We start from the raw sequence: 25,803 nt of genomic DNA, 5'->3' as shown, positions 1-25,803 counted from the left end.
AATTAACGAGTTAACTGTGATTAGTTGAACAAAGTATTGAGTAATTACTCTGTAGTGTCAGTAATTGGTTGCAGCAGTGAATGTTAATTTATATAGTTGCTAGCATTAATACAGGTTATTTAAACAAAATAAGACGATGTGTAAATAATTTAACAATATTATCGTGATGATGATAAAACAATAATAAAGTCTGTATTCACTGAAATTACAGCGTCAGTTGCGCTGTCTTGAGGCCGGTTTTAAGTAAAGGATTGATTTGATGAAAGGCGCAAAGGTGTTAGCCATAATGGCATTATTCGCTGTGGGGTATGTTCCAGCGGTAATTGCAGAAGTCAGTCATATTAGTATTGAGACAGCCGCTTTTAAACAAGGTCAATTACCCACATTAACCGTTAATGTTGTTACTGAACACCATGATTTATCTCGATTGACCTTTTATTTACGTCAGATTTACCAAGATAGTATTGTGCTAGAAAAGCTTGATGTTGAAAGGCAAGGTAGTGATGTGTTCACTTTGTCTGGCAAAGAGCAGTTGCGCGATCCGGATGCGGCATTAATTGTCTCAGAATACCGTAACGCGAAATGGCAGCAATATTCTCCAGTCCCATTGTTTAATCCAGTTTCTCCAATTAGCGATCATCAGCCTGTTGCGATAAAAAAAATGAAGTCTCCGGCGTCATCGCCAATAGTCGCACAAGCCGCACCAGCCAAGGTTGCTGTGCAAACTACGCCAATAAATGCCTCAGTACCAACCACAACCACCAAAGTCGTTGCTCAAACCCCAATGCTCGCGGCAACGCAGGAGTTATTAGAAGGGTGTAATATTCTTAAGCAGCCTAATGACTCATTGTGGAAAATTGCGGTGAGATACCGTAAACAATGGGGTTCAAATATCTATGGCGCAATGTTGGCGTTATATGAAGCTAACCCACAAGCTTTTTATCAAAATAAAATCAGCATGTTACAAATGGAAAGCTCGTTGCGTTGTCCGCCTGCCAGCATCCTTGTAAAGTACCAAAATGTTGCAGTCGATAGAGCCACATTCGATAATCTTGTGGCGAGTCAGCAAGGCCGAGGTCCAATAGTGGTCAAAGCCGCTACTCAAGTCATTGCTGAAGAGCCACTTATCGTTGAAAAACCAGTAGAAAATTTAGTAGACCACAGCAGAATTAGCACTGACATTCCAGTAAGCGATGGCGTCAATGTTGTTAAATCGCAAATTGTTGAACCGCAAAATGTGCAGCTGTGTTCAATAGATAAATTGCCAAAAGATAACCTGTGGCGTGTTGCTGTGCGTAACCACCAACAACTCAACACGAATGTTTATGGGGCAATGTTGGCGATATTCGATGCTAACCCTGATGCATTTTATAAACAGAAAATTTATCTATTAATGGCAGATAGCCACTTAGATTGCCCATCAAATACGGTGTTATTAAAGTACCAAGATGCGGCTAAAGATAAACTGACTTATGAAGCGCTTGAACGCAAACAAAGGCAATCATAATGTTCTGAGTGGCGAGTGTTTATAAATTCTACTTGTTTGTGCTTGTTAGACACTGTATTATCTCGCGCCTAAAACATATTGTTATTAACTTCATGTGGTGTCCAACTTCGGGTTGTGATAGCGACATGGCCTTCAATTTAAGGTACTCCAATGAAAACTGGTATTCACCCAAATTACGCTGAAATCACTGCAACTTGTACTTGTGGTAACGTCATTAAAGTAAACTCTACTGTTGGTAAAGATTTACACTTAGACGTTTGTGGTGCATGTCACCCATTCTACACTGGTACTCAGAAAGTTGTTGACACTGGTGGTCGTATCGACAAGTTCAACAAGCGTTTTGGTGTGCTTGGTAAAAAGTAATTGCCTAGCAATTAACGTTAAAAGGCGCCTTGGGCGCCTTTTTTGTTTTTACATGCCGATGCAGACATTGTGCTGTCGTGGAAACTTATTTTTTGGTGATAAACAATACAAAAAAGCTTAAAAGTCCTTTTATTGTTATTTAAGCAAAATAAATAACAAATAATGCCGCTTAAAAGCGTTTATTCTCTTAAATCTTGTTATTTTCCTACATTTTTAACTCTTTGATTTATATATATTCATGTTCGTTTAGTTTGATTAACAAAACCTAAGCTAAATTTTGCTCGGCAACACATCCTATCACTTACTTTTTGATTTATATCAACACTGCAATAGCGTATCGTTACAAAATGTTTCGACGGTTAGCATTATCAGTACTATTTGAGATGCTAGTCACAATTTTACTCAATCGCGCATTTCAGGATGTATACAATGTCAGATATTCGTCAACAAGCACTCGATTATCATGAATTCCCCGTACCAGGCAAAACGGCAGTATGTTTAACTAAACCGGCTCAATCTAGTCATGATCTTGCATTAGCATACAGCCCAGGAGTTGCAGAGCCTGTTAGAGAGATAGCCTCTAATCCTGAAAATGCTTACCGCTACACCAATAAAGGCAATACGGTTGCTGTTATTTCTAATGGCACAGCTATTTTAGGCCTTGGTAATTTAGGCCCATTAGCTTCAAAACCTGTAATGGAAGGTAAATCGCTTTTATTTAAGCGTTTTGCCAACATTGACTCAATCGATATTGAAGTGAAACATCGCACCACTGAAGACTTTATCAATACTGTCGAGTCAATCGCCGACACTTTTGGTGGCATTAATTTAGAAGACATTAAAGCGCCAGAATGTTTTGAAATTGAACAAGAGTTAATTAAGCGCTGTAATATTCCTGTGTTTCATGATGATCAGCACGGTACGGCTATTGTTACCGCTGCGGGGATGTTGAATGCGTTAGAAATTCAAGGAAAAAAAATTGATGATGCAATATTTGTCTGTTTAGGGGCTGGTGCTGCCGCTATCGCATGTATGAGCATGATAGTAAAGTGTGGAGCGCTGCGCGAAAATGTTTACATGCTCGACAGACAAGGGGTTATTCATACTCGTCGTGAAGATTTAAACGAATATAAAGCACTGTTTGCTAATAATACTGACAAGCGCACCTTACAAGATGTGATTAAAGACGCAGATGTATTTTTAGGGTTGTCGGGCGCTGATTTGTTAACCGCTGAAGATATCGCCCTTATGGCACCTAATCCGGTTATTTTTGCCTGTTCTAATCCTGACCCTGAAATTAAGCCTGAGCTGGCTCATGCCATTCGTCAGGATTTAATTATGGGTACAGGACGTAGTGACTACCCTAATCAGGTTAATAATGTATTGTGTTTCCCGTTTATTTTTAGAGGCGCATTAGATGTACGCGCATCGGTAATAAACGACGAAATGAAATTAGCGGCAGTGTACGCAATCGCTAATTTAGCTAAAGAACCTGTCCCCGCAGACGTACTCGCCGCTTACCCTAAAGTGACGTCATTAAGCTTTGGTGCTGATTATGTTTTGCCAAAACCAATGGACCCGCGATTGCTTCCGATTGTAGCTCGCGCCGTTTCTCAAGCCGCAATCGATTCTGGCGTAGCAAAAATCACCACATTGCCGAGCGAATATAACGTCTAAAGAATTATGCGAACTAGACGATAAGTAAACAGGGGCGAAAGCCCCTTTTTTATTACATGGGCTTAAACGAACAGTGAACTTCTGTAGCGCAATCGTTATACTGATGCGGATTTGAGTTAGGGGGTGTTGATTTTTCAAGGTGTTTTTACCGCGAAAGATAGGGCTAAAAAGGGATCCGAGGTTGTTAAGCGGCAATTTACTCGCCGCGTTTAATCCGTTTTGTCTCGAACAACATTCAACCTGCAACGATCAACATGCTCTAGACCATAAAAATAAATCCAGCAGGATAGCGGATAAATGAAACTCACCAAGATCCTTACAAAAAAAATAACCAGTTTTTGGTTACTTTCATTAGCAGCTGTCGCGTTTGTGTTTCTTCTTTGCGCAGTAATGAGTTTTATACAGCTCACGTATGCTTTTCAGCAACAAAAAGTGACTGAGTTAGAAACCATATTGGTTGAACACAGTAAACAGTCGACAAATAGTCAATTTGCAACTTGGTTACCTCCGGTGCTGTCCGCGTATAATGCTGTTGATTTTACGCTGAGCCAGGGCGGGGAGATACTTTATGAATATCATCAAGAAACCCCCAGTGTGGCCAGAAATCGTCTCACCTTATACCAGAACCAACTTGAAAATGGCTTACTGTTAACACTTACCATGCCACCGCCTTTTGCACTTCACCACCTTGGTTGGTCTGAGTGGCTAGCGCTGATTGTGGGGTTTATTGCGATTGGTATTTTTGTCCGTTTTGGTCATGGTTGGTATTCCCGCGAGCTTGATGGTATTGAGCAACTTGCTTTACGCAGCAAGCTCATTTTAGAGGGTAATTTAGCGCAAGCCACGCAACAGTCGACAAATGGCAAACCCAGAATAATTAATCGAGCGATAACAAAGCTGTTGAGCGATTTAGATGATGCTCATAAAGAGCGTGGGCGTTTAGATCAGTTTATTCGTAAAGACACTTTTTTAGACAAACAAACGCAAATTGGTAATGCAATCTTTTTTCAAAACCGCCTGGATGCATTAAGTCATAATCAAAAAATGATTGCTCATGGCGTGCTGATGTTGATTGAATTTGACGACATGGATCTTGTTGAAGAAGAGTTAGGCGAAAGCGGTTTAAAAGCAATGTTTACCTTAACGACTGAGGCAATCACCTCGGTGTTAGCACAATATGAAGACAGTATTTTTGCCCGCCGTAGTTATCAACAATTAGTTATTGTGATCCCACAATTATCGCTGGCAGAAGCAGATCAATTGGCTCAGCGAGTGCTTAAAACCTGCCTGGCCTTACCTTTTTATGGTTTGGGCAACCCTGATAACTTTTTGCATTTAGGTAGCGCGTTTTTTAAAGCTGGTGATTTACAAGTTCAACTCATTGAAGAAGCTGAAATGGCACTGCGTGCGGCTCAGCTACAGCGTGTGAATAACTGGTTTATGTATGACAAAGGCGCAGTTGATGAAGAAATTGCCAAGGGCTCGGTTAGGTGGCGCAGTTTTCTTGAAAATGCATTAGTAGCAAAACGTTTCTTTACCCTGCAACAAGCCGTTGTCGATAGCGATAATCGGGTATTGCATTATGAGGTATTTAGCCGGGCGCGCGATAACCAAGGTAATGACGTACGTGCGACTTTATTTATTCCTATGGCCAACAAGTGTGGCTTAATGCCGCAAATTGAACGGCAGATAATCGAGCAAGTATTGTTTAGATTAATGCCTAACAATGAGGCGACTTACTGTATCAATTTGAGTTTAGATACCTTGGTGAGCCGGGCATTTGTGCGTTGGATACAATCTACTTTGCTTGAGCATCGACCTCTAGCCGCTAGGCTTATCTTTGAAATATCAGAAGACATTATTGTTAAACATCAAAGCAATCCTGCGTTGGTTAAGGCCTTAGATATGCTGAAAAAAATGGGAGCAAAATTGGCGGTAGATCATGTTGGGCAGCATGTTGTTGGCACTCATTATATCCAAGAGTATCACTTTGATTTGGTTAAGTTGCATCGTTCAATTGTGAGGCAGGTGCATCAACGGTCTGAAAATCAGCTTTTTATTCGTAGTTTGATTGGTGGTTTATATCGCGCAGAAGTTAAAGTGATTGCAGAAGGGGTTGAGTGCTTTGAAGAATGGCAAACATTGAAAATTTTAGGTGTAAGTGCAGCTCAGGGTGAGTATTTAGAGCAAATTGTTGACCGTTAGTTTGAGAAATAATCAAACCTTGGTCTGTACATGTAAAAAGTCTTGTTTATGTTGCGATTGCGCTCTACTTTAGAAAGGTATGCTATATTGCTATTATTATAACAAAATTAAAACATTATATTGCTGGTTAGCTTAAGTGTCGGTCATTTTATTGGGTGTCACTTAAAGATTAAATGCACAACAAATGCGGCCTGAAGGGGCGGTTAAAACGGATTTAGCTTTATTGAGCAAATGTTACTTAGATTGCAAGGCTGCATCCACCGGTCACGCTTAATCCGTTTTTATCTTGAACAGCATTCACCTGCAAAGATAAACACGCCCTAGTCATCATTTCTTCAGTATTTTGGGCTTAGACTAGGTTTTTGTTAGTTTTTCATCGTATAGTAAACCAATAATCTAGAATAATTATCACGTTAGTGAGTATGGGATGCGTAATGAAAAGTGGTTTGTTGAGTAAATTGGCCTTCTGGAAGTCATCCAACGCAACGGGTGATATCGGTGTTTTTGTCGCCGACAGTTCATTGTGGGTCTGTAAGCCCCAAAAAGGTACATCTACTCATGTAATCACGCAAATTCCCGTCACAAAACATAACTGGAACCAGGCCTTTGAAAAGGTAAAAGATCAATTTGGCCATGTGCGGATGCAATTGGTCTTGTCTTATGCTCATTACCAACTTTTACAAGCAGATAAACCCAATGTGGAGCCAGCAGAAATTGCGCAAGCATTAATTTGGGCGGTGAAAGACATGGTGTCTGAACCGGTAGGCAATATACATTTAGATTATTTTGAGTCCAGCATTATTCCTAGCGCTAAAGTGAATGTCGTTGTGACGAGTCGTGAATTAATGATGCAGATAGTGTCGGCTTGTGAGGTAAACGGCTTAACGATTGCTGGCATTAGCATTGAAGAGTTAGTCCTCAGGCACATATTGCCCAATGACAATATGGCGCACATGATGGTTGCGCATTTGCCGCAGCAGGAATTACTGCTTATGGTGGTCAAGGCTGATGAAGTGTTAATGCAACGACGAGTGCGGGGATTTAATCAGCTAAACAATGCGACATATCAAGAGTTACAACAGCAAATTGCTGATAATTTAAGCTTAGAAGTCCAGCGGTCTATGGATTATTTCGAAAGCCAACTTCGCCAAGCTCCCGTGGCCTCAATTACCATTGCCGCAGATGGTGACAGCAGTGCGCTAGCCAATTTATTAGGCGCTAATTTTAACCAAAAAGTACATGCCGCAAACCATGATGGTATTAGTGGCTTATTGGCTCTGTTAGCGTTACAAGAGTTAACTCGAGGTGATGTGTGATAAAAACCAGCGTTAATTTATACAGTGACAATTTATTACCTATACAGCAACGATTAACTTTAACGCGTCTTATGTCGGTGTTGGGGTTGTTTGTTGTGATTTTTATTGTGTTGTATGGAGTAGTGATGTGGCAGCAACAACAACTACAGGCCAAACAACAGCAAGCTAGCCATGACAACGTGCAATTAAATGATCAAAAAATTGCTCTAGAAGCACAAATCGCCGCAAGAAAACCCGATAGCGCATTAGTGGCGCAAGTTGAGTTAGAAGAGCAACGCCTTGAGCTTAAAATACGCTTAAAAGATGAGTTGAGCCAGCGTCAAAACCTAATCAGTAAAGGGTATTCGCCAATGCTGACCGACTTGGCCAGCGTTGCTGATGCAAATGTGTGGCTGAGCCATATTAGTATTGTGCAGCAAGATAATGGGCCGCAACGGGTAGAGTTTGAAGGTTACGGTCGTAATCCTCAGAGTGTGCCATTGTGGATTGATAAATTGAAAAACACTGAGACATTAAAGGGTTATGCATTTTCTGCCATGACGATGGACAGAGGTGACGATCAGCCGCTAATGTTCAAATTAACCAGCCAAATCTCTGACAAGGAGCCCTCACAATGAAGCAACAATGGGCAACTTGGTGTGAAAAATTTAATCAGCTCAGTCAGCGTGAACGTATTTTAATTGCGCTAGCAAGTGTGGTTGTCGTTGGTATGTTGTTGTTTTTACCTTTGGAATCTCTTTGGAAACAACATCAGACTACCCAAAAACAGTTAACAGCATTACATCAAGAAAATGACATATCACGCCAACAAATCGCCTTGTATGAAGCGCGTTTGCAGTTAGACCCTAACAAGGATTACCAGCAACGTTTGCAACTGGTAAACGAAAAAATGCAAGCGGTTGACGCCGAACTAGACGCTCAAATGGTTGATATGGTGCCTGCGGATTATATGCCAAGGGTACTAGCGAACTTATTGGGCAATGTGAAAGGAGTCACGCTGAAATCCTTTGCTTCTATTGCACCAACGCCGTTATTAGATATGGGCGATAACAGTTCGGTTAATTTGTTCAGCCATGGCATCAAGCTGAGTCTTTAAGGTGATTTTTTCGCGATTTTAGCGTTTGTCTCCGCAGTGGAAAATATGCCCGACAAACTTTATTGGAAACGCCTGGATTATCGTGTTGAAGCACATCCAAATGCGTTGGTTCAATTAGAACTTTACACACTGAGTGTGAATAAGGACTTTATCAGTGTTGCGAAACAACATTAGTGTTACCACTTTGGCTGTTGCTGCAAGTAGTTTGATAATACTGCTTGTGAGCCAGGCTGAAGCACAAACCTTGCGCGATCCCACGTTACCTAGCCAAGGTTATACCGCACCCCAGGCCAGCCATGTTTCCCAGCAAGCCTTGGTACTGAATAGCATTGTAAATGGGCAGCGTGCATATGCTGTCATTAATAATAATATTCTCTCCGTGGGTGACAGTATAAGTGGTATTGGCCTGCGTATTACCGCTATAGGTCAGGACAGTGTTACCTTGTCAGATGGTAGAAAACTTCAGTTATTTCAGTCGATAACAGAGCGATAGGATAAGAATAAAAATGAAAGTAATTAAATATGTTACCCCTCTGATGTCGCTGTGTTTGATTGCTTGTCAAACGACAGACAGGCCAGATCCTAAGACAGTAAAATCAGCGTTGTCTGAGTCAAGAGCGCAGGCGCAAGCTAATGCTGCCGTTACGCCGCCACCGGCAACAATGCCTGCTGAAGTTCAGCGAGAATTAAATGGCAGTGATGTACTTGCATCGGCAAAGGCATTACCTGCTGAGCGCCGTTTTGACGTGTCGGCTAACAATGTTGATGCCCGTGTGTTTTTCCCAAGTTTAGTTAAAGACACACCTTTGAGTGTTGCTGTACACCCTGATGTGCAAGGTAGCATTTCGTTATCACTAAAAGCGGTTACCTTGTCTGAAGCCTTGCAAGTAGTTGAAGATATTTACGGTTATGAAGTAAGCCGTCAGGGGCGTATTTTGCGGGTGTTTCCGTCAGGGATGAGAACCGAAACATATCCGCTTAATTACCTGTATATGCAGCGTGAAGGTTTGTCGCTGACGTCTGTGAGTTCAGGGCGCATTTCAGACGATAACGATAACTCAAGTAGTAGCAATAATAACAATAACAACTCCAACTCTAGTTCGAGCAGTAACAGTAATTCTAGTAGCAATGAAAGCAGCAATGGCACTTTTATCAGTTCTAAAACTAAAACTGACTTTTGGGGTGAGCTGCAAGCAACGGTAGTGTCGATTATTGGCGAAACCGGTGGAGGTCGACAAGTGGTTGTAACCCCTCAGGCTGGCCTTGTGACGATCCGAGCGTACCCAAATGAATTAAGACAGGTTCGTACATTTTTAAACAAAGCAGAAAGCCATTTGCAGCGCCAAGTGATTTTAGAGGCTAAAATTTTAGAAGTGACCTTGTCTGATGATTTTCAGCAAGGAATTCAATGGGATAATGTGCTTGGTCACGTTGGTAATACAAACGTTGATTTTAGTACCTCAGCCGGTGAAGGCTTAGGCAATACGATTTCATCAATCATCGGCGGTGTGACAACCATTAATGTGCAAGGTACTGACTTTAGCACCATGATCAATTTGCTCGACACTCAAGGTGATGTCGATGTGCTTTCAAGCCCTCGTGTTACGGCCTCAAATAACCAAAAAGCAGTTATTAAAGTGGGTAATGATGAATATTTCGTGACCGATGTGTCGACTACCACAGTGTCGTCTACAACCACAGTAACCACTCCCGAGGTTGAACTTACTCCGTTTTTTTCTGGTATTGCGTTAGATGTTACCCCGCAAATTGATGAAAACGGTAACGTGTTATTGCATGTTCACCCTTCGGTGATTGATGTACAAGAGCAAACCAAAGTTATCCAAATTAGCGACTCAACCTTAGAGTTACCATTGGCACAAAGTGAGATCCGTGAGTCAGACACTGTTATCAGGGCGGCATCAGGCGATGTGGTTGTGATAGGTGGTTTAATGAAGAGTGAAAACATTGAAACCGTGTCGAAAGTGCCTGTATTAGGAGATATTCCATTTTTGGGCGAAGCGTTTACTAGCCGCAGTCGTTCTAAACAAAAAACGGAGCTAATTATTTTACTTAAGCCCACAGTGGTAGGGCTCGACACTTGGAAAGATGAGTTAAAGCGTTCGCAAGATTTGATTGAGCGCTGGTATCCTTCTAAGTAACCTTGGAACCTAATTAATTATGTATTTGCAACACTTTGGTATGGCGCAACTTCCCTTTACGTTGACGCCAAACACCGGGTTCTTTTTTGGTTTAGCGCCCCATGTTGAAGCGCTACAAGTGTTGCAAACAGCATTAGAGACCGGTGAGGGCTTTATCAAAGTCACTGGTGAAGTCGGAACCGGTAAAACACTCGTTTGCCGTAAATTATTGAATGACCTGCCGACTCAATACCATTGCGCTTATTTGCCTAATCCATACCTAAGCCCAAAAGAATTACGCTTTGCCGTAGCGGCCGAGTTAGGGCTCTCGTTACCCAATAAACTAGACCAACAGCAACTTACCCGTTTGATCCACGAACGCTTACTTGAGCTAAATCATCAGGGCTATCATGTGGTGTTAGTGCTAGACGAGGCTCAAGCGTTGCCCGACGACAGTATTGAGGCGTTACGCTTATTTACTAATTTAGAAACCGAGAGCCGTAAGTTATTGCAGGTGGTGTTGTTTGGTCAGCCGGAGTTGGATAATCGTCTAGCACAAGCTAAATTTAGGCAATTGCGCCAACGTATTACTTTTAGTTACCACTTGCGCCCGTTAAGTTGGGATGAAATACAGGCCTATATTCAGTATCGACTGAGTATTGCCGGCTATCAAGGGCCAAATTTGTTTGGCGTAAGTGATATTAAATTATTAGCCAAAGCAGCACGTGGTATCCCTAGATTAGTGAATATATTGGCTCATAAAAGTTTATTGTTATGTTATGGAGAGGGCCGCCAGCAGGTGTTAACCAAGCATTGCCGTGCAGCAATAAGAGACACCGAAGACATTAATTTAACTGAGCGAACAGGTTTTTCGCGCGCGAGCATGTTAGCGATTATTTTATTGTTGACACTGATGCTAACGCTGGGATTGACAGAGGTAGGCGCAGAGTGGTTGACACGGATAAGTGAGCATTAATGAGTGTGATAATAAAAATGCTGCGAGATTTAGAGCAGCGTCAAAAACCAGAATCTGAGCAATCAACACCGACATCTTCCCAGTCAGCGGGGGAGTTTGTACGCCCGCAAGTTCAATATTATCAAGCCGAGCCATCGCGTTTTCCTTTGATTGCCATTGGTCTTGGTTTGTTGCTGCTAGTTCCGGCGCTTTGGTTTGGTTTTTCAGCGTATCAACAGGCTGAGACACCTTATGAACCTCAGTTGGCCAAAGCAGAGTTAGCGCCTCAATCAATACCGCAAGCACCTATTAATGACGTTAATAAGCTAAGCGGCGCAGCTACAGATACGGTAGCGGCTGAGCCTGAGGCCGATGTAGCAATCAATGAAACGGCAATGCCAAGCCAATTGGTTAATGAACAAGCCTCATCGATTGTGGCTCAGGCTGATATGACTCAACATCAGTCAACTAGCATGGTCGATGAAACGCTTGCTAAGCCGGCAGATAAACTTGATAGCAATGCACAAAATACCGTTCCAGCAATAAGTACGGCGGCGCAAGCGTCAACCAAGGGCGCGGCAGATACCACAACAGTAGAGTTAACGGCTCAAAGTACGCCTAAAGGGCAAGCTGTTGCGTCAACAAAAAATGAGATAGAGCCTCCTGTAGAAAAGCCCGTATTGGTATCGACGCCAAGTAATATGACAGTTAAAGAGGTGGTTCTCACGAAAGCACAAATGGCGCAATTGCAATATCGAAAAGCGCTAGAGGCTGAAAAAGCACAAGAGCTAGATGACGCAGCAAGCTTTTATTTAGAGGCCATTATTTTACAGCCAAATTTACACAAGGCGCGTAAGCAACTAGTGGCAATTTATTATGCGCAAAATAACCCAACAACCGCGATGCGCTTATTAGAAAGTGGCATAAGTATGTTTCCGCGAGAGTGGGAGTTTTATGTGATTTTGTCGCGGATCCAGGCAGAAGAAAAGGCTTATGACAGCGCGTTAACAACATTGGCGAGTATTCCTGATGATTCAAGCTGGGCAAGAGATAAATGGGTAGCTCAAACTGAATTGGCTCAAAGCACTCAACATTTTGTGTTAGCAGAGCAGGCTTATCGCAGCTTGTTACTTGTCGAGTCAACGCAAGCTCGCTGGTGGATGGGGCTTGGTTACGCATTAGATTCTCAGCAAAAATATATCCCCGCAGCTCAAGCTTATCGTTCTGCTTTAAGTTATGAAGGATTATCGACAACCGCCATGAATTTTATTGAAACCCGATTAGCTCAACTAGGAGAAAACCGATGAAACCAAAGTTAAAGATGCGCTTAGGTGATCTTTTGGTACAAGAGCTAATCATTACCGAAGCACAATTACAGCAAGCGTTGACAGAGCAACGTAACAGCGGGAAAAAACTAGGTCGCACTCTCATTGATTTAAATTGCATCACTGAAGACCAATTGCTTCAGTTTTTATCTCAGCAACTTAATTTGCCTTATCTTGATATTAGCCGCAAACCCATCGCAGCTGAAGTGGTTAATATTCTGCCTGAAGTACAGGCCAGACGTTACCGTGCGTTAGTGGTTGAAAATGCAGTAGATCATGTTTTGGTTGCCATGAGCGATCCAGCCGACTTGCAAGCTATTGATAATTTAGAACTGTTAGTTGCCCCAAAACAATTGATGCTTGCGGTGGCGCCTGAGCAACAATTGCTCGATGCATTTGACAATTTATATCGCCGAACGGGTCAGATAGCTGAGATTGCAGGCAAGCTTGAAGAAGAATATGCCGCAGATGATATGTTTGATCTCAGCAGCTTAACTGAAGGTGATGCCGACAATGAAACCACAGTGGTTAAATTGTTACAGTCGATATTTGAAGATGCCGTGCAAATGCGCGCGTCGGATATTCATATCGAACCGGGTGAAAAGGTGTTACGTATTCGCCAACGTATTGATGGTCAGTTACATGAAAATAGCCTCAGTGAAGTCAATATTGCCTCGGCCTTGGTGCTGCGCCTTAAGTTAATGGCTGGTCTGGATATTTCAGAAAAACGTATGCCCCAAGATGGCCGTTTTCATATCGAAATTAAAGGTCATAAAATTGATGTGCGTATGTCGACCATGCCGATTTATCATGGCGAATCAGTGGTGATGCGTTTGTTAGATCAAACCACAGGCTTACGCACCTTAGATGAAACTGGGATGCCGCCAAATATTGTGGCGCGCATTCGCAAACAAATTAAACGTCCTCATGGCATGTTACTTGTTACCGGACCAACGGGTAGCGGTAAAACAACCACCTTATACGGTATTTTAAGCGAGTTAAATACGCCAGATAGAAAGATTATCACCGTAGAAGATCCTGTTGAATACCAGTTACCGCGAATTAACCAAGTGCAGGTTAACCATAAAATTGGTTTAAACTTTTCAAATGTGCTGCGTACTACGCTTCGTCAAGACCCCGATATCATCATGGTGGGCGAAATGCGTGATCAAGAAACCGTTGAAATTGGCTTGCGAGGCGCATTAACCGGTCACTTTGTATTATCAACTTTACATACCAATGACGCGGTAACCAGCGCACTGCGCTTACTCGATATGGGGGCGGCAAGTTATTTGGTGGCTAGCGCACTGAGAGTGATTATTGCGCAGCGTTTAGTTAGACGAGTTTGCCATAATTGTGCTGTTGATTATCACCCCTCCGCTGCTGAACGAAGCTGGCTGTCTAGTGTGACTAAACAAGACATTAACCGTGCTACGTTTAAGGTAGGTAGTGGTTGTCAAACCTGTAATGGGTCGGGGTATCGTGGTCGAATTGGTATTTTTGAAATTCTAGAACTTGATGAAAATATGATTGATGCGATGCGCACTGGTAACCCACAAGATTTTGCTAGAGCCGCCGTTCGAAGCCCCAATTTTATTCCATTAGCGGATTCAGCGATGGAGTATTTATTTCAAGGGACAACCACCTTAGAAGAAGTGGCTAAGTTGTTTGAGGATGTCAGCGAGTCAAATATGGCGTTATCAACTGATCTTGTTAACCAGCCAGACATTGGGGCCTAGTTATGCCAACGTATCAATATCGTGGACGTAATGCACAAGGTAAATCTGTTACGGCGCAGCTGGAGTCTGCCAATGAAAGCGCCGCAGCAGATGTGTTGCTTTCTCGGGGCATAATTCCCCTAGAGCTCACAGAGGTTAAGCCTAAACAGTCGTTTTCGGTAGCGTTATTTCAAAGCAAAGTCTCGCTAGAAGAGCTGCAAATTTTTACTCGGCAAATGTACTCACTAACACGTTCGGGTATTCCGATATTGCGAGCGATTGCAGGTTTGTCTGAAACGACTCATTCAGCGCGAATGAAATTAGCACTGGATGATATTTCTGAGCAATTAACCTCTGGTCGTCCGCTATCTTCTGCAATGAACCAGCACCCAGATGTATTTGATTCGCTATTTGTATCGATGATCCACGTTGGAGAAAATACAGGTAAATTAGAGGATGCATTTATTCAATTGTCGCATTACATAGAGCGTGAGCAAGAAACCCGCCGACGTATCAAGGCGGCCATGCGTTATCCTATTTTTGTACTCATTGCGATTACAGTTGCCATGGTTATTTTAAATATTATGGTCATTCCCAAATTTGCCGATATGTTTTCGCGTTTTGGCGCCGATTTACCTTGGGCAACAAAGATACTTATCGCAACCTCAAACCTATTTGTGAATTATTGGGCGTTAATGCTGGTGACCATCGTTGGGGTTATTGTTGGGATCCGCTATTGGCATCATACTAAAAAAGGCGAAAAACAATGGGATTTGTGGAAACTGCATATTCCGGTTGTTGGCTCCATTATTGAGCGCTCTACCTTGTCGCGGTATTGCCGCAGTTTTTCGATGATGCTAAGTGCCGGCGTACCCATGACCCAGGCTCTCAGTCTGGTTGCGGATGCGGTAGACAATGCGTATATGCATGACAAGATTGTAGGAATGCGCCGTGGTATTGAGTCTGGTGATTCTATGCTCAGAGTGTCTAATGCTAGCCATTTGTTTACTCCGTTAGTGCTGCAAATGGTGGCAGTGGGTGAAGAAACCGGCCAAATTGATCAACTATTAAATGATGCAGCAGACTTTTATGAGGGTGAGGTAGATTACGATTTAAAAAATTTAACCGCGAAATTAGAACCCATTTTAATTGGTTTTGTGGCAGGTATTGTGCTGATCCTTGCGCTGGGTATCTATTTACCGATGTGGGATATGCTAAAAGTAGTGAAAGGTGGTTAACACGCTATGTTCATTACACTTTGGGTAACATTATGCTAAGTCAGCAAAAAGCCGATGATGATTTGCTTAAAGTGTATGGCAAAATGATCGCCATTGTGGTGTTACTCATTATATTGGCAATATTAGGGGCGCGTTATGTTAAAACTGAACCTAATTTAACCAGCCAAGGTTTAGCATTTGAACATAATCGGCTTTTGAATGTCTTAGCTATGGTACGAAGCCAATGGTTGACATCAGGAAGACCCAATAAAATGTTATTGTCTTGGTATGATGTGGCACCAAATGTGCTTAAAAGTACTGAGGGTGATGCTACATCACAAACGTCAAAAAATGGACAGCTAACGGCGCCACTTGATAGCGGCGAAGCAGAGTTAATTGGCACAGATAATTGGATTAAATTATCTGCTAAAGGATGGCCAATCGTCGATACTTTTGATGACGAGGGTTGCAGACGGCTATGGCAACAGTTATTAGCAACCCAAACCAGTGAGTTAGCGTTATCTGTGGTTTACCATGACCAAGACAAGGTGTGTCGGTATGCCTCTCCTAATCAAGCAAGTTTAAGTTATCAATTGCTAACAGGACGGGTGATATTTTTATCAGCAGATAAGTAAAAAAACTATCGCTGGTGTTAAAATTTTAATAAGCTGCTAATATTGTGGAAGTTATAACTGTATTAGTATGCTTGCCTGTTATTAGAGCATTTAAAAAGAGTGAGGTAGTATGAAATTAAAACAACAAGGTTTTTCATTAATCGAGTTGGTTATTGTGATTGTCATTTTGGGTTTATTAGCTGCGACAGCCATTCCACGCTTTTTAAATGTGACCGACGATGCAGAAGATGCGAGCGTTGATGGTGTTGCTGGTGGCTTAGCTACTGCGGTGAGCTTTGTGCGTGCTCAATGGGAAGTTGATGGCCGTAGCAATACGAGTGTCGTGCTCGATGGAACGACCGTATCACTTGATACGCGTTTTGGTTTCCCAACAGGCACAACCAATACCAGTGCAACAGCGATGACAAATGCTACTTGCCAAGAGGTGTTTGATTCTGTGTTGCAAAACGCACCTCGTAACGTGTTATTTAACCAAGATGCAAGCGACCAACGTTACACTGTACGTGTTCAAAATGCGGTGGGTGGTTCATCTACCAGCATTGATGGCGCAACAGTGAACAACCTTGATTTATGCGTTTATCATCAAGTAGCTTCGTTAACGTTAAATCAAACAAGCGGTGTGCCAACGCCAACGCCAGATTTATCAACTTCTGGTGCTAAAGGTGTGACATATAATCCTGGTACTGGGCAAGTTGTTGCCTTTAGTAACAATTAATCATTAACAACCAAGTCGATTACGCCATGTTCGCATGGACAAAGATTTATTTTTAAAGAGGTTATTTTATATGCAAAAACAACAAGGTTTTACATTAATCGAGTTAGTCGTTGTGATTATTATTCTCGGTATTTTAGCGGTCACTGCAGCGCCTAAGTTTATTAACTTGCAAGGCGATGCACGTGTTTCTGCTTTGAATGGCTTAAAAGCGTCTATTCAGGGTGCTAATACTTTGGTTTATTCTAAGGCTGCACTAGCTGGAAAAGAAAAGTCTGCTTCAGAAACAGTTGATATTAATGGAACAACAGCAACCACTGATGATGTCAGTACCGTTTATGGTTATTTAAGTTCAACCGGTACAAACTTTACTCGTGCGTTAGAGATCAGTGCGCAAGTGCTTACTGCTGATGTCACAACAGGTAATGTTACATCTACAGGTGATTGGGCTATTTTTGTTGGCACTACAAATGTTAAGTTTTGGCAAAATGGTGCGCCATCAACTTGCTTCTTCTCGTATACGCCAGCGACATCGACAGCCGTACCTGTTTTTTCTGCGATTCCTGCGGCAACGAGTTGTTAATATAAGCAATCAATAAAACCTGCTTCGGCAGGTTTTTTTTTGAGTTTTTTATCAACTAAAAAAACCACCATTGTAGCCACAGCTTATCAAGTCAATTCACAAATAAGCAGACAATGTTGGCTGTTTTTGCCATACTGGATCGGCTAGTATAAGTCTCTGACACTGTTGCGGTTTAATCTTTTAACGTGTTGGAATATTGATAGGTAGCAAAAGGGGGCGTCATCAATTTGAGTCAACAGCGTAATGTGCAGCTAGGGTTTACCTTGGTTGAATTGGTCACCACCATTATTGTAATCGCAATTATTGCTGTTGCAGTGTTGCCACGCCTGTTGTCGAGTGCATCTTTTAGTGCTTACACCTTACGAAATGAGTTTATTAGCGAACTTAGATACGTGCAGCTTAAAGCCATTCAAAATACCGACCAGTGTTATCAAATTGATGTGGATGCCAACGGGTATACCTTGCGATATTTTAGTGACCGAACAGGCAATAGCTGCGCTAATCAATATCGCGTTGAACCATTACAAGCCTATAGTGCCGATGCTTATATTAGTTTATCGAGCAATACTAGCAAGGTGTTTTCAATTACCTTTGATAGCCTTGGGCGAATGATTTCCCCTGCATGTTCTGGCCATTGCTTTAATGCAGTGGCTGATGAAACCCTTGCCATTGCGGTGGAGTCAGAGGGGTATGTTTATGCCCAATAAACTCGGATTTCGTCGCCCCGTAAGGCTTAATGGATTTACCTTAATTGAATTAGTTATTGGCATGATGGTTATAGGTATTGGTATTGTTATGTTAACCAGTATGTTATTTCCTCAAGCGGATAGAGCAGCGGCAACCTTACAACGAGTGCGTTCAGCTGAACTTGCCCATTCGGTAATGAATGAAATTTGGGGCAAGCGTTATGATCAAAATACCAATGCCAATGGTGGCTCGCCTGCCTGTAATGCGGCCACGGGTCTCAGTTGCTCAGCCACATCGGTATTAGGGCCTGACGGTGAAAGCCGCGACACATTTAATGATGTTGACGATTATCACGGTCTAAGCGAATCCAGTAGCATGCTCGACTCAAGTCAAACCTATGCGCAAGCCTACCCCGGTTTTAACGTGTCGGTTAATGTGAGTTACCTTGATACAACCACTCAGGCAGAAAAGTTAATTACTGTTGATGTAACAACCCCTAGCAACGAAGTGATCACTTACCAAGCGCTTAGGAGTAATTACTGATGCGCTTATATCGCCCAATGAAAATAGCCGGATTTACCTTAATTGAAATGGTGACGGTCATTTTAATTCTTGGCATTATTGTGGTGGGGGTGAGTAGTTTTGTCATTTTTGGCACGCGTATTTTTGTTGAGTCAAGCTCGGTCGATCAAGTGCTTAGCCAAAGCCGTTTTGGGATTGAGCGGATGACCCGAGATATCCGCCGCGCTGTGCCAAACAGTATGCGTATATTGACCGCTGCAGATGGCAGTTATCAATGTATTGAATTATTACCTATTGCGGCTAGCACTTCCTACCTAGAGGCGCCGTTTGTGCCCCAAACCGCAAGCAATACTTTAACGGCGATCAAAAGCATTCGAAGCATTACCGCAGGCCAATCTGTGCTGATTTACCCTTTAACCCTAGCTGAAATCTATAATCCTCAAGGGACAACAGCAAAACGATTTACCGTTCAAAGTGTTGCAGAGTCAAGTGATGAGTTAACAATTACCTTAACTCAAACAGTACGCTTTAGTGAGGCTTCACCAGTACAGCGATTATTTGTTGCCGATACACCGTTAAGTTATTGTTTTGTATCCCATGGTACTGATATTGATTTACGTCTATATCAAGGTTATGGCTATCAGGCTAGTCAGCCATCGCCAACCTCAATGGGGAGCGGTGTATTAATGGCGCAAAGTGTCACAAATACCCTATTGATTAACCCTGCTATTATATTAACACCAGCAACATTAATGACTAATGCCATTGTACATTTGCAACCCATTTTTAGTGTGAACGGTGAAACGTTCCAGTATCAACATCAAGTGCAGGTGATGAATGTTCCATAAATTAAACCAACATTCTCAACAAGGCAGTGCATTAATTATTGGCATCTTTGTGCTTACCGTGATGTTTCTTCTGGCTGCTAGTTTAATTCGCATAGTGGGAGATGCTGATGAGTCTGTAAATATGGAAGTCTGGGGAACAAGAGCATTATTTAGTGCTAACAGTGGTGCAGATGCCGCTTTAGCGCAGTTATTCCCGTTAAGTGGTGCGCCAGCAACGTGTGCGAATGTCAGCCCTACCTGGACTCCGCCAGCAAATGCGCTTGGTTTTTATAATTGCAGTGTTACGATTAATTGCAATACAGCGACAGTCGGTAGCGTGACTCAATACCGTATTAATAGCTTGGCCGTTTGTCAAACCGGTGACTGTAGCGGTGGTGGGAGCACTTCCACCTGTTTAAGGGTCAGTCGCCAAGTGGAGGTTGAAGCGCGTGGGAATTAATTACAAGCTATTCAAGCAATCTAAGCTACCTTATTTGCTGGCTAAAATTACAGCTGTATTTATGATGTCTTTTTTACCCACTACGGCGGTATTAGCAGATTGGAGTGATACGTTTAAGGAGGGTGTGAATAATTACAATACAAGCGGCACGATTTATTTAAATACGGCCACCATTCTCAATGCTCCAAATAGTGGTAAATTACCCACCTATAATTACACTCAAGGTGGTAATAGCTCCTTTGATTCCTGTATAAGTGCTAATGGTAATTCTAAAGTCTGTCGAGATGGTGACTTTCTTGCCCAGTTACCGACGTCTCGAATCGAATTTGCTCAATGTCAGTCAAGCAGTACAGTTGATTTGGGGCCACCTGTCTATGGTAATGAAACGATTAGCATTGCAGAAGGCCAATATGACACAGTATCAGTTGCCAATGGCAGTGATAAAAAAATCGTATTTACGACCGATAATGGCAAATACAAAATTAACAGTTTATCCGCTTCGTCAGGTTCTATTGAGTTTTCATCAGGTCAATATTGGATAGAAACGTTGAACATCAACAATGGTGTTAGTTTGATTTTCCCCGATTCAGGCACCGTGTCCCTTTTTATTAAAAATGATTATGTTCATAAAAATTTAACCTTAGCAAGTTCACCTGAGAAGTTATTATTTTATCTGTATGGCGCGTTTGAGATTGAAGGCGGGGCAAGTTTAAATGCTTATGTTGTGTCAGAAGGTACCGTCACCATAAATGGGTCCGCAAAAATTACAGGTGCAGTGATAGGGCAAAATATTATTTTGAATGGAAATTCATCGGTGACGTTTGCTGATACTGGAGATTTAATCGATGTTGTCCCAGATTGTACAATTGTCACCCCCCAGCCGGAATTTCATATTCAATATGGTAAGTCATTAGCTACGACTGGTGTGGCGTCTAAAAATGTGGTGTTCGATACCCCCTTTGTCAGTGGCGTGAAGCCTTTAGTGTTTGTTATGCCAACGATTGCACAAACCAATACAAATAATGATAGTCGTCAAAGCGCATTTTTATCATCTATCAGTGAAACAGGGTTTACCTGGACTCGCGCGCTGTCTCCCGGCAACAGCGTTGAAACAGAGATGCCTGAGGTGCATTGGATTGCTGTAACGCCAGGTACATTTGATTTAAGTAATGGGACTCAATTAATTGCTGGTAGTGTATTGCAAAACAAAGCCTTAATTGGTTCAAATAATCAATATGTCGACGTTACCTTGCCCAGCACCCAAAATGTGGTGCTTAATCAACTGCAAACCCAAAACAATAATTGTTGGTTAACCAGCACCTCCCAGTTTACAAATAATGGTATTGAGTTAGCGATGGATGCGTCTGAAGTGCGCAATAACTCAAGCCAATGTGAACCTGGGGACTTAGATAACAACAATTTGCAAAATGAACAGATTGCATATTTAGCGGTGCAATCAGGAAGTGGTACTTTGGTGCTAGATGGTAATAATGTGAATTATCATTTTAGTCAGGCGCAAACATTCAATTCTGGTGGGACAGATTCGGTAGCCAACCAGTGCGGTTATTTAACATCTCTTACCGGTTTTACCAACCCACCAACCTTGGTGGCGGGTAAAAATAGTCGCCGAGGTGGTGATGGTGGCTGGCTGCGTCGATGCGTGCTAACAAACAGCACAGTGAGCATGGTCATTGATGAAGATAACTTTCGTGATAATGATAGAAGCCACGTTTGGGAAAGTTACAGTTTTGTCGCGCTAGAAAAAGTTGAGCCGGTATTCCAATGTTTTACGGATAATTTTGACCGTACAGATCTTGGGGATGATTGGGTTGTTTCCAATAGTCGAGGCAGCTTTACGCCATCCATTGTGAGTAATCGTTTACAAGTGACTCAAGCGGTAACAAATCAAGCAACATCATCTACTTTCCAACGGCTATTTCCAGCAACAGACAATTACGTCACCATCGAATTTGATCATTATGCTTATAACGGCACCGGTGCCGATGGTATTGCTTTTGTATTATCAGACAGCACTATTACCCCTCAAGCGGGCGCTTATGGAGGACCATTAGGTTATGGCGCTCGCTCAAATCAAGATGGTTTTGCAGGTGGTTGGTTAGGTTTTGGTATTGATGAGTATGGTAACTTTTCAAGAGAAGGTGGCTTGGGTGGCCCAGGGCGTCGTCAACAATCGGTTGCCATTAGGGGCTCAGGCTCTGGCACATCGGGTTACCCTTATTTACGTGGTACTTGCTCAAATGGTACCACCAATACGAGTGGTGAGTGCTTATCGCCAACTGTTGACGACAATAATGTATCACCGGCTCATCGATACCGTATTACTGTTGACTCACAAGTTGCCAGTCAATCATTAGTTAAAGTTGAACGCGATAGCGGCAGTGGATTTGTTGAACTTATTTCAGAATTTGATGCTGCGTCTTTTGCAAGCCAGGCAGCTTTACCTGAGAGTTTTTTATTGTCTTTAACTGGGTCTACAGGCGGAGCAACGAATATTCATGAAATTGATAATGTTGAAATATGTGCATTAAAATCTAGCCCCATCGGTGTGCAAATTGATCATTTTGAGTATTCGTATTCAGGTACAGGGCTAACCTGTACGCCAAAAACGTTATCGATAAAAGCTTGTGCTAATGCAGATTGTACAGAGACGGTTAATGACAGTGTAACCGCGACCCTAAGCCCTGCAACGGTTACGGGTGGTGGCGGCTGGGTGGGTGGCAATACCGTTACGTTTAGCGGTGGTGAAAAGTCAGATTTACAGTTACGCAGTAATACAGCTGGTACTGTGACACTTGATGTGACAGGTTCAACCCCAAGTACCAAAGCATTTAGTGAGACACTTTGCCGGATTAACGGTGGTGCAGCAACGGCTGCAAACTGTAATTTAGTCTTTGCCGACAGTGGTTTTATTTTTGATGTACCAGACAAGCTAGCAAACAAACCCACGGGTAATATTTCAATCAGTGCTGTGAAAAAGTCAGATGAGACGCTTCAATGTGTACCTACCTTTGCAGACACAACAAAAAATGTCAGTTTTTGGAGCACGTACCTGGAGCCCATTACGCCAATTAACGGCCAATCAATAACCGTTAACAGTACTACTGTGGGCAAACAAAGCTCGGCAGCAACCAGCATTACCTTAAATTTTGACGCCACTGGCACGGCAAATATTGATGTTAACTACCCTGATGCAGGCAATATGCAACTCGATGCTCAGTACACCGGTACTGGCGACGAAGCGGGTTTAGTTATGTTGGGTTCAGATTCATTTGTGAGCTTCCCTGTTGGATTGTGCATCACCCCACAAGATAGCAATGCACAATGTACAGCCGGTAACAGCAGTTGTGATGTATATAAAAAAGCAGGCGAAACGTTTGATTTAATTATTCAAGGAAAAGCCTGGCAGTCTGACGCTGATACCAATTATTGCGACAATATCAATACACCAAATTATGCCCAAAGCAACATTGTTTTAGGGCACCAATTAGTTGCGCCATCTGGCGGAGTGTTAGGTGCTGTTGGTACCACGCAATACAGCCATGTAGCGCAAACGACTAACAGCAATACCGTGACTCAGTCGGTAACCGAGGTCGGCGTGTTTACATTTACCGCCAATCCTCCAAGCCCTTATTTAGGGTCAAGCTTTTATGATATCCCGCTTGCCAAGTCAGCAAGCATTGGCCGCTTTGTGCCAGACAGCTTTGCGGTTAGCAGCTCAAGTGTGTTGCCAAGTTGCGGTAGTTTTACCTATATGGATCAACCCTTTGATTTAACGCTGACCCTAACTGCTTACAATACAATAGGCAATATTACACAAAATTATCAGGGCGCTTTTGCTAAAGCTACGGCCAGTTTAGTTGGCGAGAATAATAACAACGGCGTCGATTTAAGCAGTCGGTTAAGTGCATTACCGATTGACGCGAGCACGTGGAGTCTTGGTGAAGCCAGTGTGGGTATAGCTTATCAGGCCAATTTTAGTCGTACTGTTGCGCCTAATGTGGATGGACCATTTGGCCTGTTTGACATTGGGGTTCAGGTTGCTGATAACGACACCGGTATTGCATTTGTTAATGCGCCAGATATGCGCGCCGATAGCAGTGATATTTGTGCCAACAACAGCTCTTGCAACGCCAAACTGATTTCAACACACGATTTTCGTCATGGCCGAGTGGTGATGGACAATACCTTTGGCCCTGAAAATGAAGTGTTACGTATGCCAACCTATGCGCAATACTGGGATGGGAGTAACTGGATTACAAATGTTAGCGACAGCTGTACTCAAGTGTCAGATCCCCTTGATGGCACAGAAGTTTATGCTCCAGTCTTAACTGCTGGTCAAACGGTTACACGCACTGATGCAGGTAGTTTTGTCAATAATGGTTTACTCACCTTATTATGGCAAAATACGGGTTCTGATGCATATCTTGGCCAAGTAACGGCACCGTTAAAAGTTGATGATTGGCTAACCTGGTATTGGAATTGGGATGATGCTAGCCCAACAGTACTTTATGACCCAAGGGCAAGTGCTTTCTTTGGCCGTTATCGCGGTCATGATAGGATCATTTATTGGCGTGAAGTGGGGCAATAATCGGAATAAAAAAGCATCGCTTTTACGCTTTTTAGGATTATATTTGCTCGATCGGCGTTTTTTTACATGCTTTTGTAAAAAAAAACGTCAGATTAGCAATTGTTAACCTGTTCGGTCTTGTAGAATAGGGGTGTCATTGATAAAGTTAGCTGATTTTTCTTTCTTCTGACTTCACAGAATACAGGCCTGATACATGTTCAAGAAGCTGCGCGGCATTTTTTCTAACGACCTATCGATCGATTTAGGTACGGCAAACACACTTATTTATGTTCGCGATGAAGGCATCGTGTTGAACGAACCCTCAGTGGTTGCCATTCGCGGCGAACGCAATAGCAATGGACCAAAGTCAGTTGCTGCTGTGGGTACTGATGCAAAACAAATGCTGGGCCGAACGCCGGGTAATATTCAAGCTATTCGCCCAATGAAAGACGGTGTGATTGCCGACTTTTATGTGACTGAAAAAATGCTTCAGCATTTTATTAAGCAAGTTCACAACAACAGTTTTTTCCGCCCAAGCCCGCGTGTGCTTGTGTGCGTACCTGTGGGTGCAACCCAGGTAGAACGTCGTGCTATTCGTGAGTCGGCAATGGGTGCTGGTGCTCGCGAAGTTTACCTGATTGAAGAGCCAATGGCCGCGGCAATTGGTGCGGGTTTACCTGTGTCAGAAGCAACAGGTTCTATGGTTGTTGATATTGGCGGTGGTACTACCGAGGTTGCCATTATTTCGTTAAATGGCGTGGTTTATTCTTCATCTGTGCGCATTGGTGGCGACAAGTTTGATGATGCCATTATTAACTATGTTCGCCGTAACTATGGCAGCTTAATTGGTGAAGCCACAGCAGAACGCATTAAACATACAATTGGTACGGCATACCCAGGTGACGAAGTGCTTGAAATAGAAGTGCGTGGTCGTAACCTTGCTGAAGGTGTACCGAGAAGTTTCACGTTAAACAGCAATGAAATTTTAGAAGCACTGCAAGAGCCATTATCTGGCATTGTGAGTGCTGTTATGGTGGCATTAGAGCAATCTCCACCAGAATTAGCGTCAGACATTTCAGAGCGTGGCATGGTGTTAACCGGTGGTGGTGCATTATTACGTGACTTAGACCGCTTACTGATGCAAGAAACAGGTATTCCTGTGATGGTTGCTGACGATCCGCTAACCTGTGTGGCTCGTGGTGGTGGTAAAGCGCTTGAAATGATTGACATGCATGGTGGTGATTTGTTCTCTGAAGAGAATTAATGATTAAC

Annotated in this window: 21 protein-coding genes and 1 pseudogene; all 22 read left to right on the top strand. The window is 42.7% G+C overall.

What is annotated here, in order from left to right:
- Positions 1–259 precede the first annotated feature (259 nt).
- The 22 genes and pseudogenes from IEW93_RS12415 to IEW93_RS12310 all read left to right on the top strand — a co-directional run bounded on the left by IEW93_RS12415 (position 260) and on the right by IEW93_RS12310 (position 25,795).
- Positions 260–1,507: a hypothetical protein gene (locus IEW93_RS12415; protein WP_188739645.1), complete on the top strand. Its 1,248-nt coding sequence runs from the start codon at positions 260–262 to the stop codon at positions 1,505–1,507.
- Positions 1,508–1,657: 150 nt separating this feature from the next.
- On the top strand, positions 1,658–1,870 hold the full coding sequence (gene rpmE / locus IEW93_RS12410) for a 50S ribosomal protein L31 (RefSeq protein ID WP_188739644.1): 213 nt from the start codon (positions 1,658–1,660) through the stop codon (positions 1,868–1,870).
- Positions 1,871–2,299: 429 nt separating this feature from the next.
- The gene (locus IEW93_RS12405; protein ID WP_188739643.1) at positions 2,300–3,547 is read left to right on the top strand and encodes a malic enzyme-like NAD(P)-binding protein; all 1,248 of its coding nucleotides are present in this window, start codon (positions 2,300–2,302) and stop codon (positions 3,545–3,547) included.
- 297 nt (positions 3,548–3,844) lie between these two features.
- A complete protein-coding gene (gene csrD / locus IEW93_RS12400) occupies positions 3,845–5,752 on the top strand; it encodes an RNase E specificity factor CsrD (RefSeq protein WP_188739642.1) in 1,908 nt (635 codons plus the stop codon).
- Positions 5,753–6,186: 434 nt separating this feature from the next.
- Positions 6,187–7,068: a biogenesis protein MshI gene (locus tag IEW93_RS12395; RefSeq protein WP_223419213.1), complete on the top strand. Its 882-nt coding sequence runs from the start codon at positions 6,187–6,189 to the stop codon at positions 7,066–7,068.
- Complete coding sequence (locus tag IEW93_RS12390; RefSeq protein WP_188739640.1) at positions 7,065–7,685, top strand: PilN domain-containing protein; 621 nt, start codon at positions 7,065–7,067, stop codon at positions 7,683–7,685. The genes IEW93_RS12395 and IEW93_RS12390 overlap by 4 nt, the downstream gene beginning before the upstream one ends.
- Positions 7,682–8,338: pseudogene (locus tag IEW93_RS12385) on the top strand (MSHA biogenesis protein MshJ). Before IEW93_RS12390 ends, IEW93_RS12385 begins: the two are co-directional and overlap by 4 nt.
- Positions 8,322–8,657: an MSHA biogenesis protein MshK gene (locus IEW93_RS12380; protein WP_373284922.1), complete on the top strand. Its 336-nt coding sequence runs from the start codon at positions 8,322–8,324 to the stop codon at positions 8,655–8,657. Before IEW93_RS12385 ends, IEW93_RS12380 begins: the two are co-directional and overlap by 17 nt.
- 13 nt (positions 8,658–8,670) lie before the next feature.
- Positions 8,671–10,323: a pilus (MSHA type) biogenesis protein MshL gene (mshL, locus tag IEW93_RS12375; RefSeq protein WP_188739639.1), complete on the top strand. Its 1,653-nt coding sequence runs from the start codon at positions 8,671–8,673 to the stop codon at positions 10,321–10,323.
- Positions 10,324–10,342: 19 nt separating this feature from the next.
- Entirely contained in the window at positions 10,343–11,278 is a 936-nt protein-coding gene (locus tag IEW93_RS12370; RefSeq protein ID WP_188739638.1) for an ExeA family protein, read from the top strand.
- Positions 11,278–12,564 (top strand): tetratricopeptide repeat protein, encoded by a 1,287-nt coding sequence (locus tag IEW93_RS12365; RefSeq protein WP_188739637.1) that lies wholly within the window; start codon positions 11,278–11,280, stop codon positions 12,562–12,564. Before IEW93_RS12370 ends, IEW93_RS12365 begins: the two co-directional genes overlap by 1 nt.
- Positions 12,561–14,321 carry a GspE/PulE family protein gene (locus IEW93_RS12360; protein ID WP_188739636.1) on the top strand — a complete coding sequence of 587 codons (1,761 nt, stop codon included), beginning with the start codon at positions 12,561–12,563 and terminating at the stop codon, positions 14,319–14,321. Before IEW93_RS12365 ends, IEW93_RS12360 begins: the two co-directional genes overlap by 4 nt.
- Before the next feature lie 2 nt (positions 14,322–14,323).
- Positions 14,324–15,538, top strand: a complete 1,215-nt coding sequence (locus IEW93_RS12355) for a type II secretion system F family protein (RefSeq protein ID WP_188739635.1) — start codon at positions 14,324–14,326, stop codon at positions 15,536–15,538.
- A 32-nt stretch (positions 15,539–15,570) separates the two neighbouring features.
- The gene (locus tag IEW93_RS12350) at positions 15,571–16,152 is read left to right on the top strand and encodes an MSHA biogenesis protein MshF (protein ID WP_188739634.1); all 582 of its coding nucleotides are present in this window, start codon (positions 15,571–15,573) and stop codon (positions 16,150–16,152) included.
- A gap of 109 nt (positions 16,153–16,261) precedes the next feature.
- A complete protein-coding gene (locus tag IEW93_RS12345; protein ID WP_188739633.1) occupies positions 16,262–16,867 on the top strand; it encodes a pilin in 606 nt (201 codons plus the stop codon).
- Between the two features lie 70 nt (positions 16,868–16,937).
- Positions 16,938–17,447, top strand: a complete 510-nt coding sequence (locus IEW93_RS12340) for a type II secretion system protein (RefSeq protein ID WP_188739632.1) — start codon at positions 16,938–16,940, stop codon at positions 17,445–17,447.
- Positions 17,448–17,674: 227 nt separating this feature from the next.
- Positions 17,675–18,154: a prepilin-type N-terminal cleavage/methylation domain-containing protein gene (locus tag IEW93_RS12335; protein WP_188739631.1), complete on the top strand. Its 480-nt coding sequence runs from the start codon at positions 17,675–17,677 to the stop codon at positions 18,152–18,154.
- Positions 18,144–18,677 carry a type IV pilus modification PilV family protein gene (locus tag IEW93_RS12330; protein ID WP_223419216.1) on the top strand — a complete coding sequence of 178 codons (534 nt, stop codon included), beginning with the start codon at positions 18,144–18,146 and terminating at the stop codon, positions 18,675–18,677. The genes IEW93_RS12335 and IEW93_RS12330 overlap by 11 nt, the downstream gene beginning before the upstream one ends.
- Positions 18,677–19,504 carry a PilW family protein gene (locus IEW93_RS12325; RefSeq protein ID WP_188739629.1) on the top strand — a complete coding sequence of 276 codons (828 nt, stop codon included), beginning with the start codon at positions 18,677–18,679 and terminating at the stop codon, positions 19,502–19,504. Before IEW93_RS12330 ends, IEW93_RS12325 begins: the two co-directional genes overlap by 1 nt.
- On the top strand, positions 19,494–19,943 hold the full coding sequence (locus tag IEW93_RS12320) for an MSHA biogenesis protein MshP (protein ID WP_188739628.1): 450 nt from the start codon (positions 19,494–19,496) through the stop codon (positions 19,941–19,943). Before IEW93_RS12325 ends, IEW93_RS12320 begins: the two co-directional genes overlap by 11 nt.
- Positions 19,933–24,552: a DUF6701 domain-containing protein gene (locus IEW93_RS12315; protein ID WP_229706682.1), complete on the top strand. Its 4,620-nt coding sequence runs from the start codon at positions 19,933–19,935 to the stop codon at positions 24,550–24,552. The genes IEW93_RS12320 and IEW93_RS12315 overlap by 11 nt, the downstream gene beginning before the upstream one ends.
- A 193-nt stretch (positions 24,553–24,745) precedes the next feature.
- Entirely contained in the window at positions 24,746–25,795 is a 1,050-nt protein-coding gene (locus IEW93_RS12310) for a rod shape-determining protein (protein WP_137224785.1), read from the top strand.
- The last annotated feature ends 8 nt before the right edge of the window (positions 25,796–25,803 follow it).

Source organism: Shewanella inventionis, assembly GCF_014641855.1.
Lineage (GTDB): Bacteria > Pseudomonadota > Gammaproteobacteria > Enterobacterales > Shewanellaceae > Shewanella > Shewanella inventionis.
The sequence above is the reverse complement of the archived record's forward strand: the minus strand, read 5'-3'. Positions and strand labels throughout refer to the sequence as shown.

What these genes read in the sequence shown, in the direction of transcription:
- IEW93_RS12320 (WP_188739628.1), top strand. Translation starts at nt 19,494, where the DNA reads ATGTTCCATAAATTAAACCAACATTCTCAACAAGGCAGTGCATTAATT.
- IEW93_RS12310 (WP_137224785.1), top strand. Translation starts at nt 24,746, where the DNA reads ATGTTCAAGAAGCTGCGCGGCATTTTTTCTAACGACCTATCGATCGAT.
- IEW93_RS12330 (WP_223419216.1), top strand. Translation starts at nt 18,144, where the DNA reads ATGCCCAATAAACTCGGATTTCGTCGCCCCGTAAGGCTTAATGGATTT.
- csrD (WP_188739642.1), top strand. Translation starts at nt 3,845, where the DNA reads ATGAAACTCACCAAGATCCTTACAAAAAAAATAACCAGTTTTTGGTTA.
- IEW93_RS12350 (WP_188739634.1), top strand. Translation starts at nt 15,571, where the DNA reads ATGCTAAGTCAGCAAAAAGCCGATGATGATTTGCTTAAAGTGTATGGC.
- IEW93_RS12370 (WP_188739638.1), top strand. Translation starts at nt 10,343, where the DNA reads ATGTATTTGCAACACTTTGGTATGGCGCAACTTCCCTTTACGTTGACG.
- IEW93_RS12325 (WP_188739629.1), top strand. Translation starts at nt 18,677, where the DNA reads ATGCGCTTATATCGCCCAATGAAAATAGCCGGATTTACCTTAATTGAA.
- IEW93_RS12345 (WP_188739633.1), top strand. Translation starts at nt 16,262, where the DNA reads ATGAAATTAAAACAACAAGGTTTTTCATTAATCGAGTTGGTTATTGTG.
- IEW93_RS12360 (WP_188739636.1), top strand. Translation starts at nt 12,561, where the DNA reads ATGAAACCAAAGTTAAAGATGCGCTTAGGTGATCTTTTGGTACAAGAG.
- IEW93_RS12340 (WP_188739632.1), top strand. Translation starts at nt 16,938, where the DNA reads ATGCAAAAACAACAAGGTTTTACATTAATCGAGTTAGTCGTTGTGATT.
- IEW93_RS12355 (WP_188739635.1), top strand. Translation starts at nt 14,324, where the DNA reads ATGCCAACGTATCAATATCGTGGACGTAATGCACAAGGTAAATCTGTT.
- IEW93_RS12405 (WP_188739643.1), top strand. Translation starts at nt 2,300, where the DNA reads ATGTCAGATATTCGTCAACAAGCACTCGATTATCATGAATTCCCCGTA.
- IEW93_RS12415 (WP_188739645.1), top strand. Translation starts at nt 260, where the DNA reads ATGAAAGGCGCAAAGGTGTTAGCCATAATGGCATTATTCGCTGTGGGG.
- rpmE (WP_188739644.1), top strand. Translation starts at nt 1,658, where the DNA reads ATGAAAACTGGTATTCACCCAAATTACGCTGAAATCACTGCAACTTGT.
- IEW93_RS12395 (WP_223419213.1), top strand. Translation starts at nt 6,187, where the DNA reads ATGAAAAGTGGTTTGTTGAGTAAATTGGCCTTCTGGAAGTCATCCAAC.
- mshL (WP_188739639.1), top strand. Translation starts at nt 8,671, where the DNA reads ATGAAAGTAATTAAATATGTTACCCCTCTGATGTCGCTGTGTTTGATT.
- IEW93_RS12365 (WP_188739637.1), top strand. Translation starts at nt 11,278, where the DNA reads ATGAGTGTGATAATAAAAATGCTGCGAGATTTAGAGCAGCGTCAAAAA.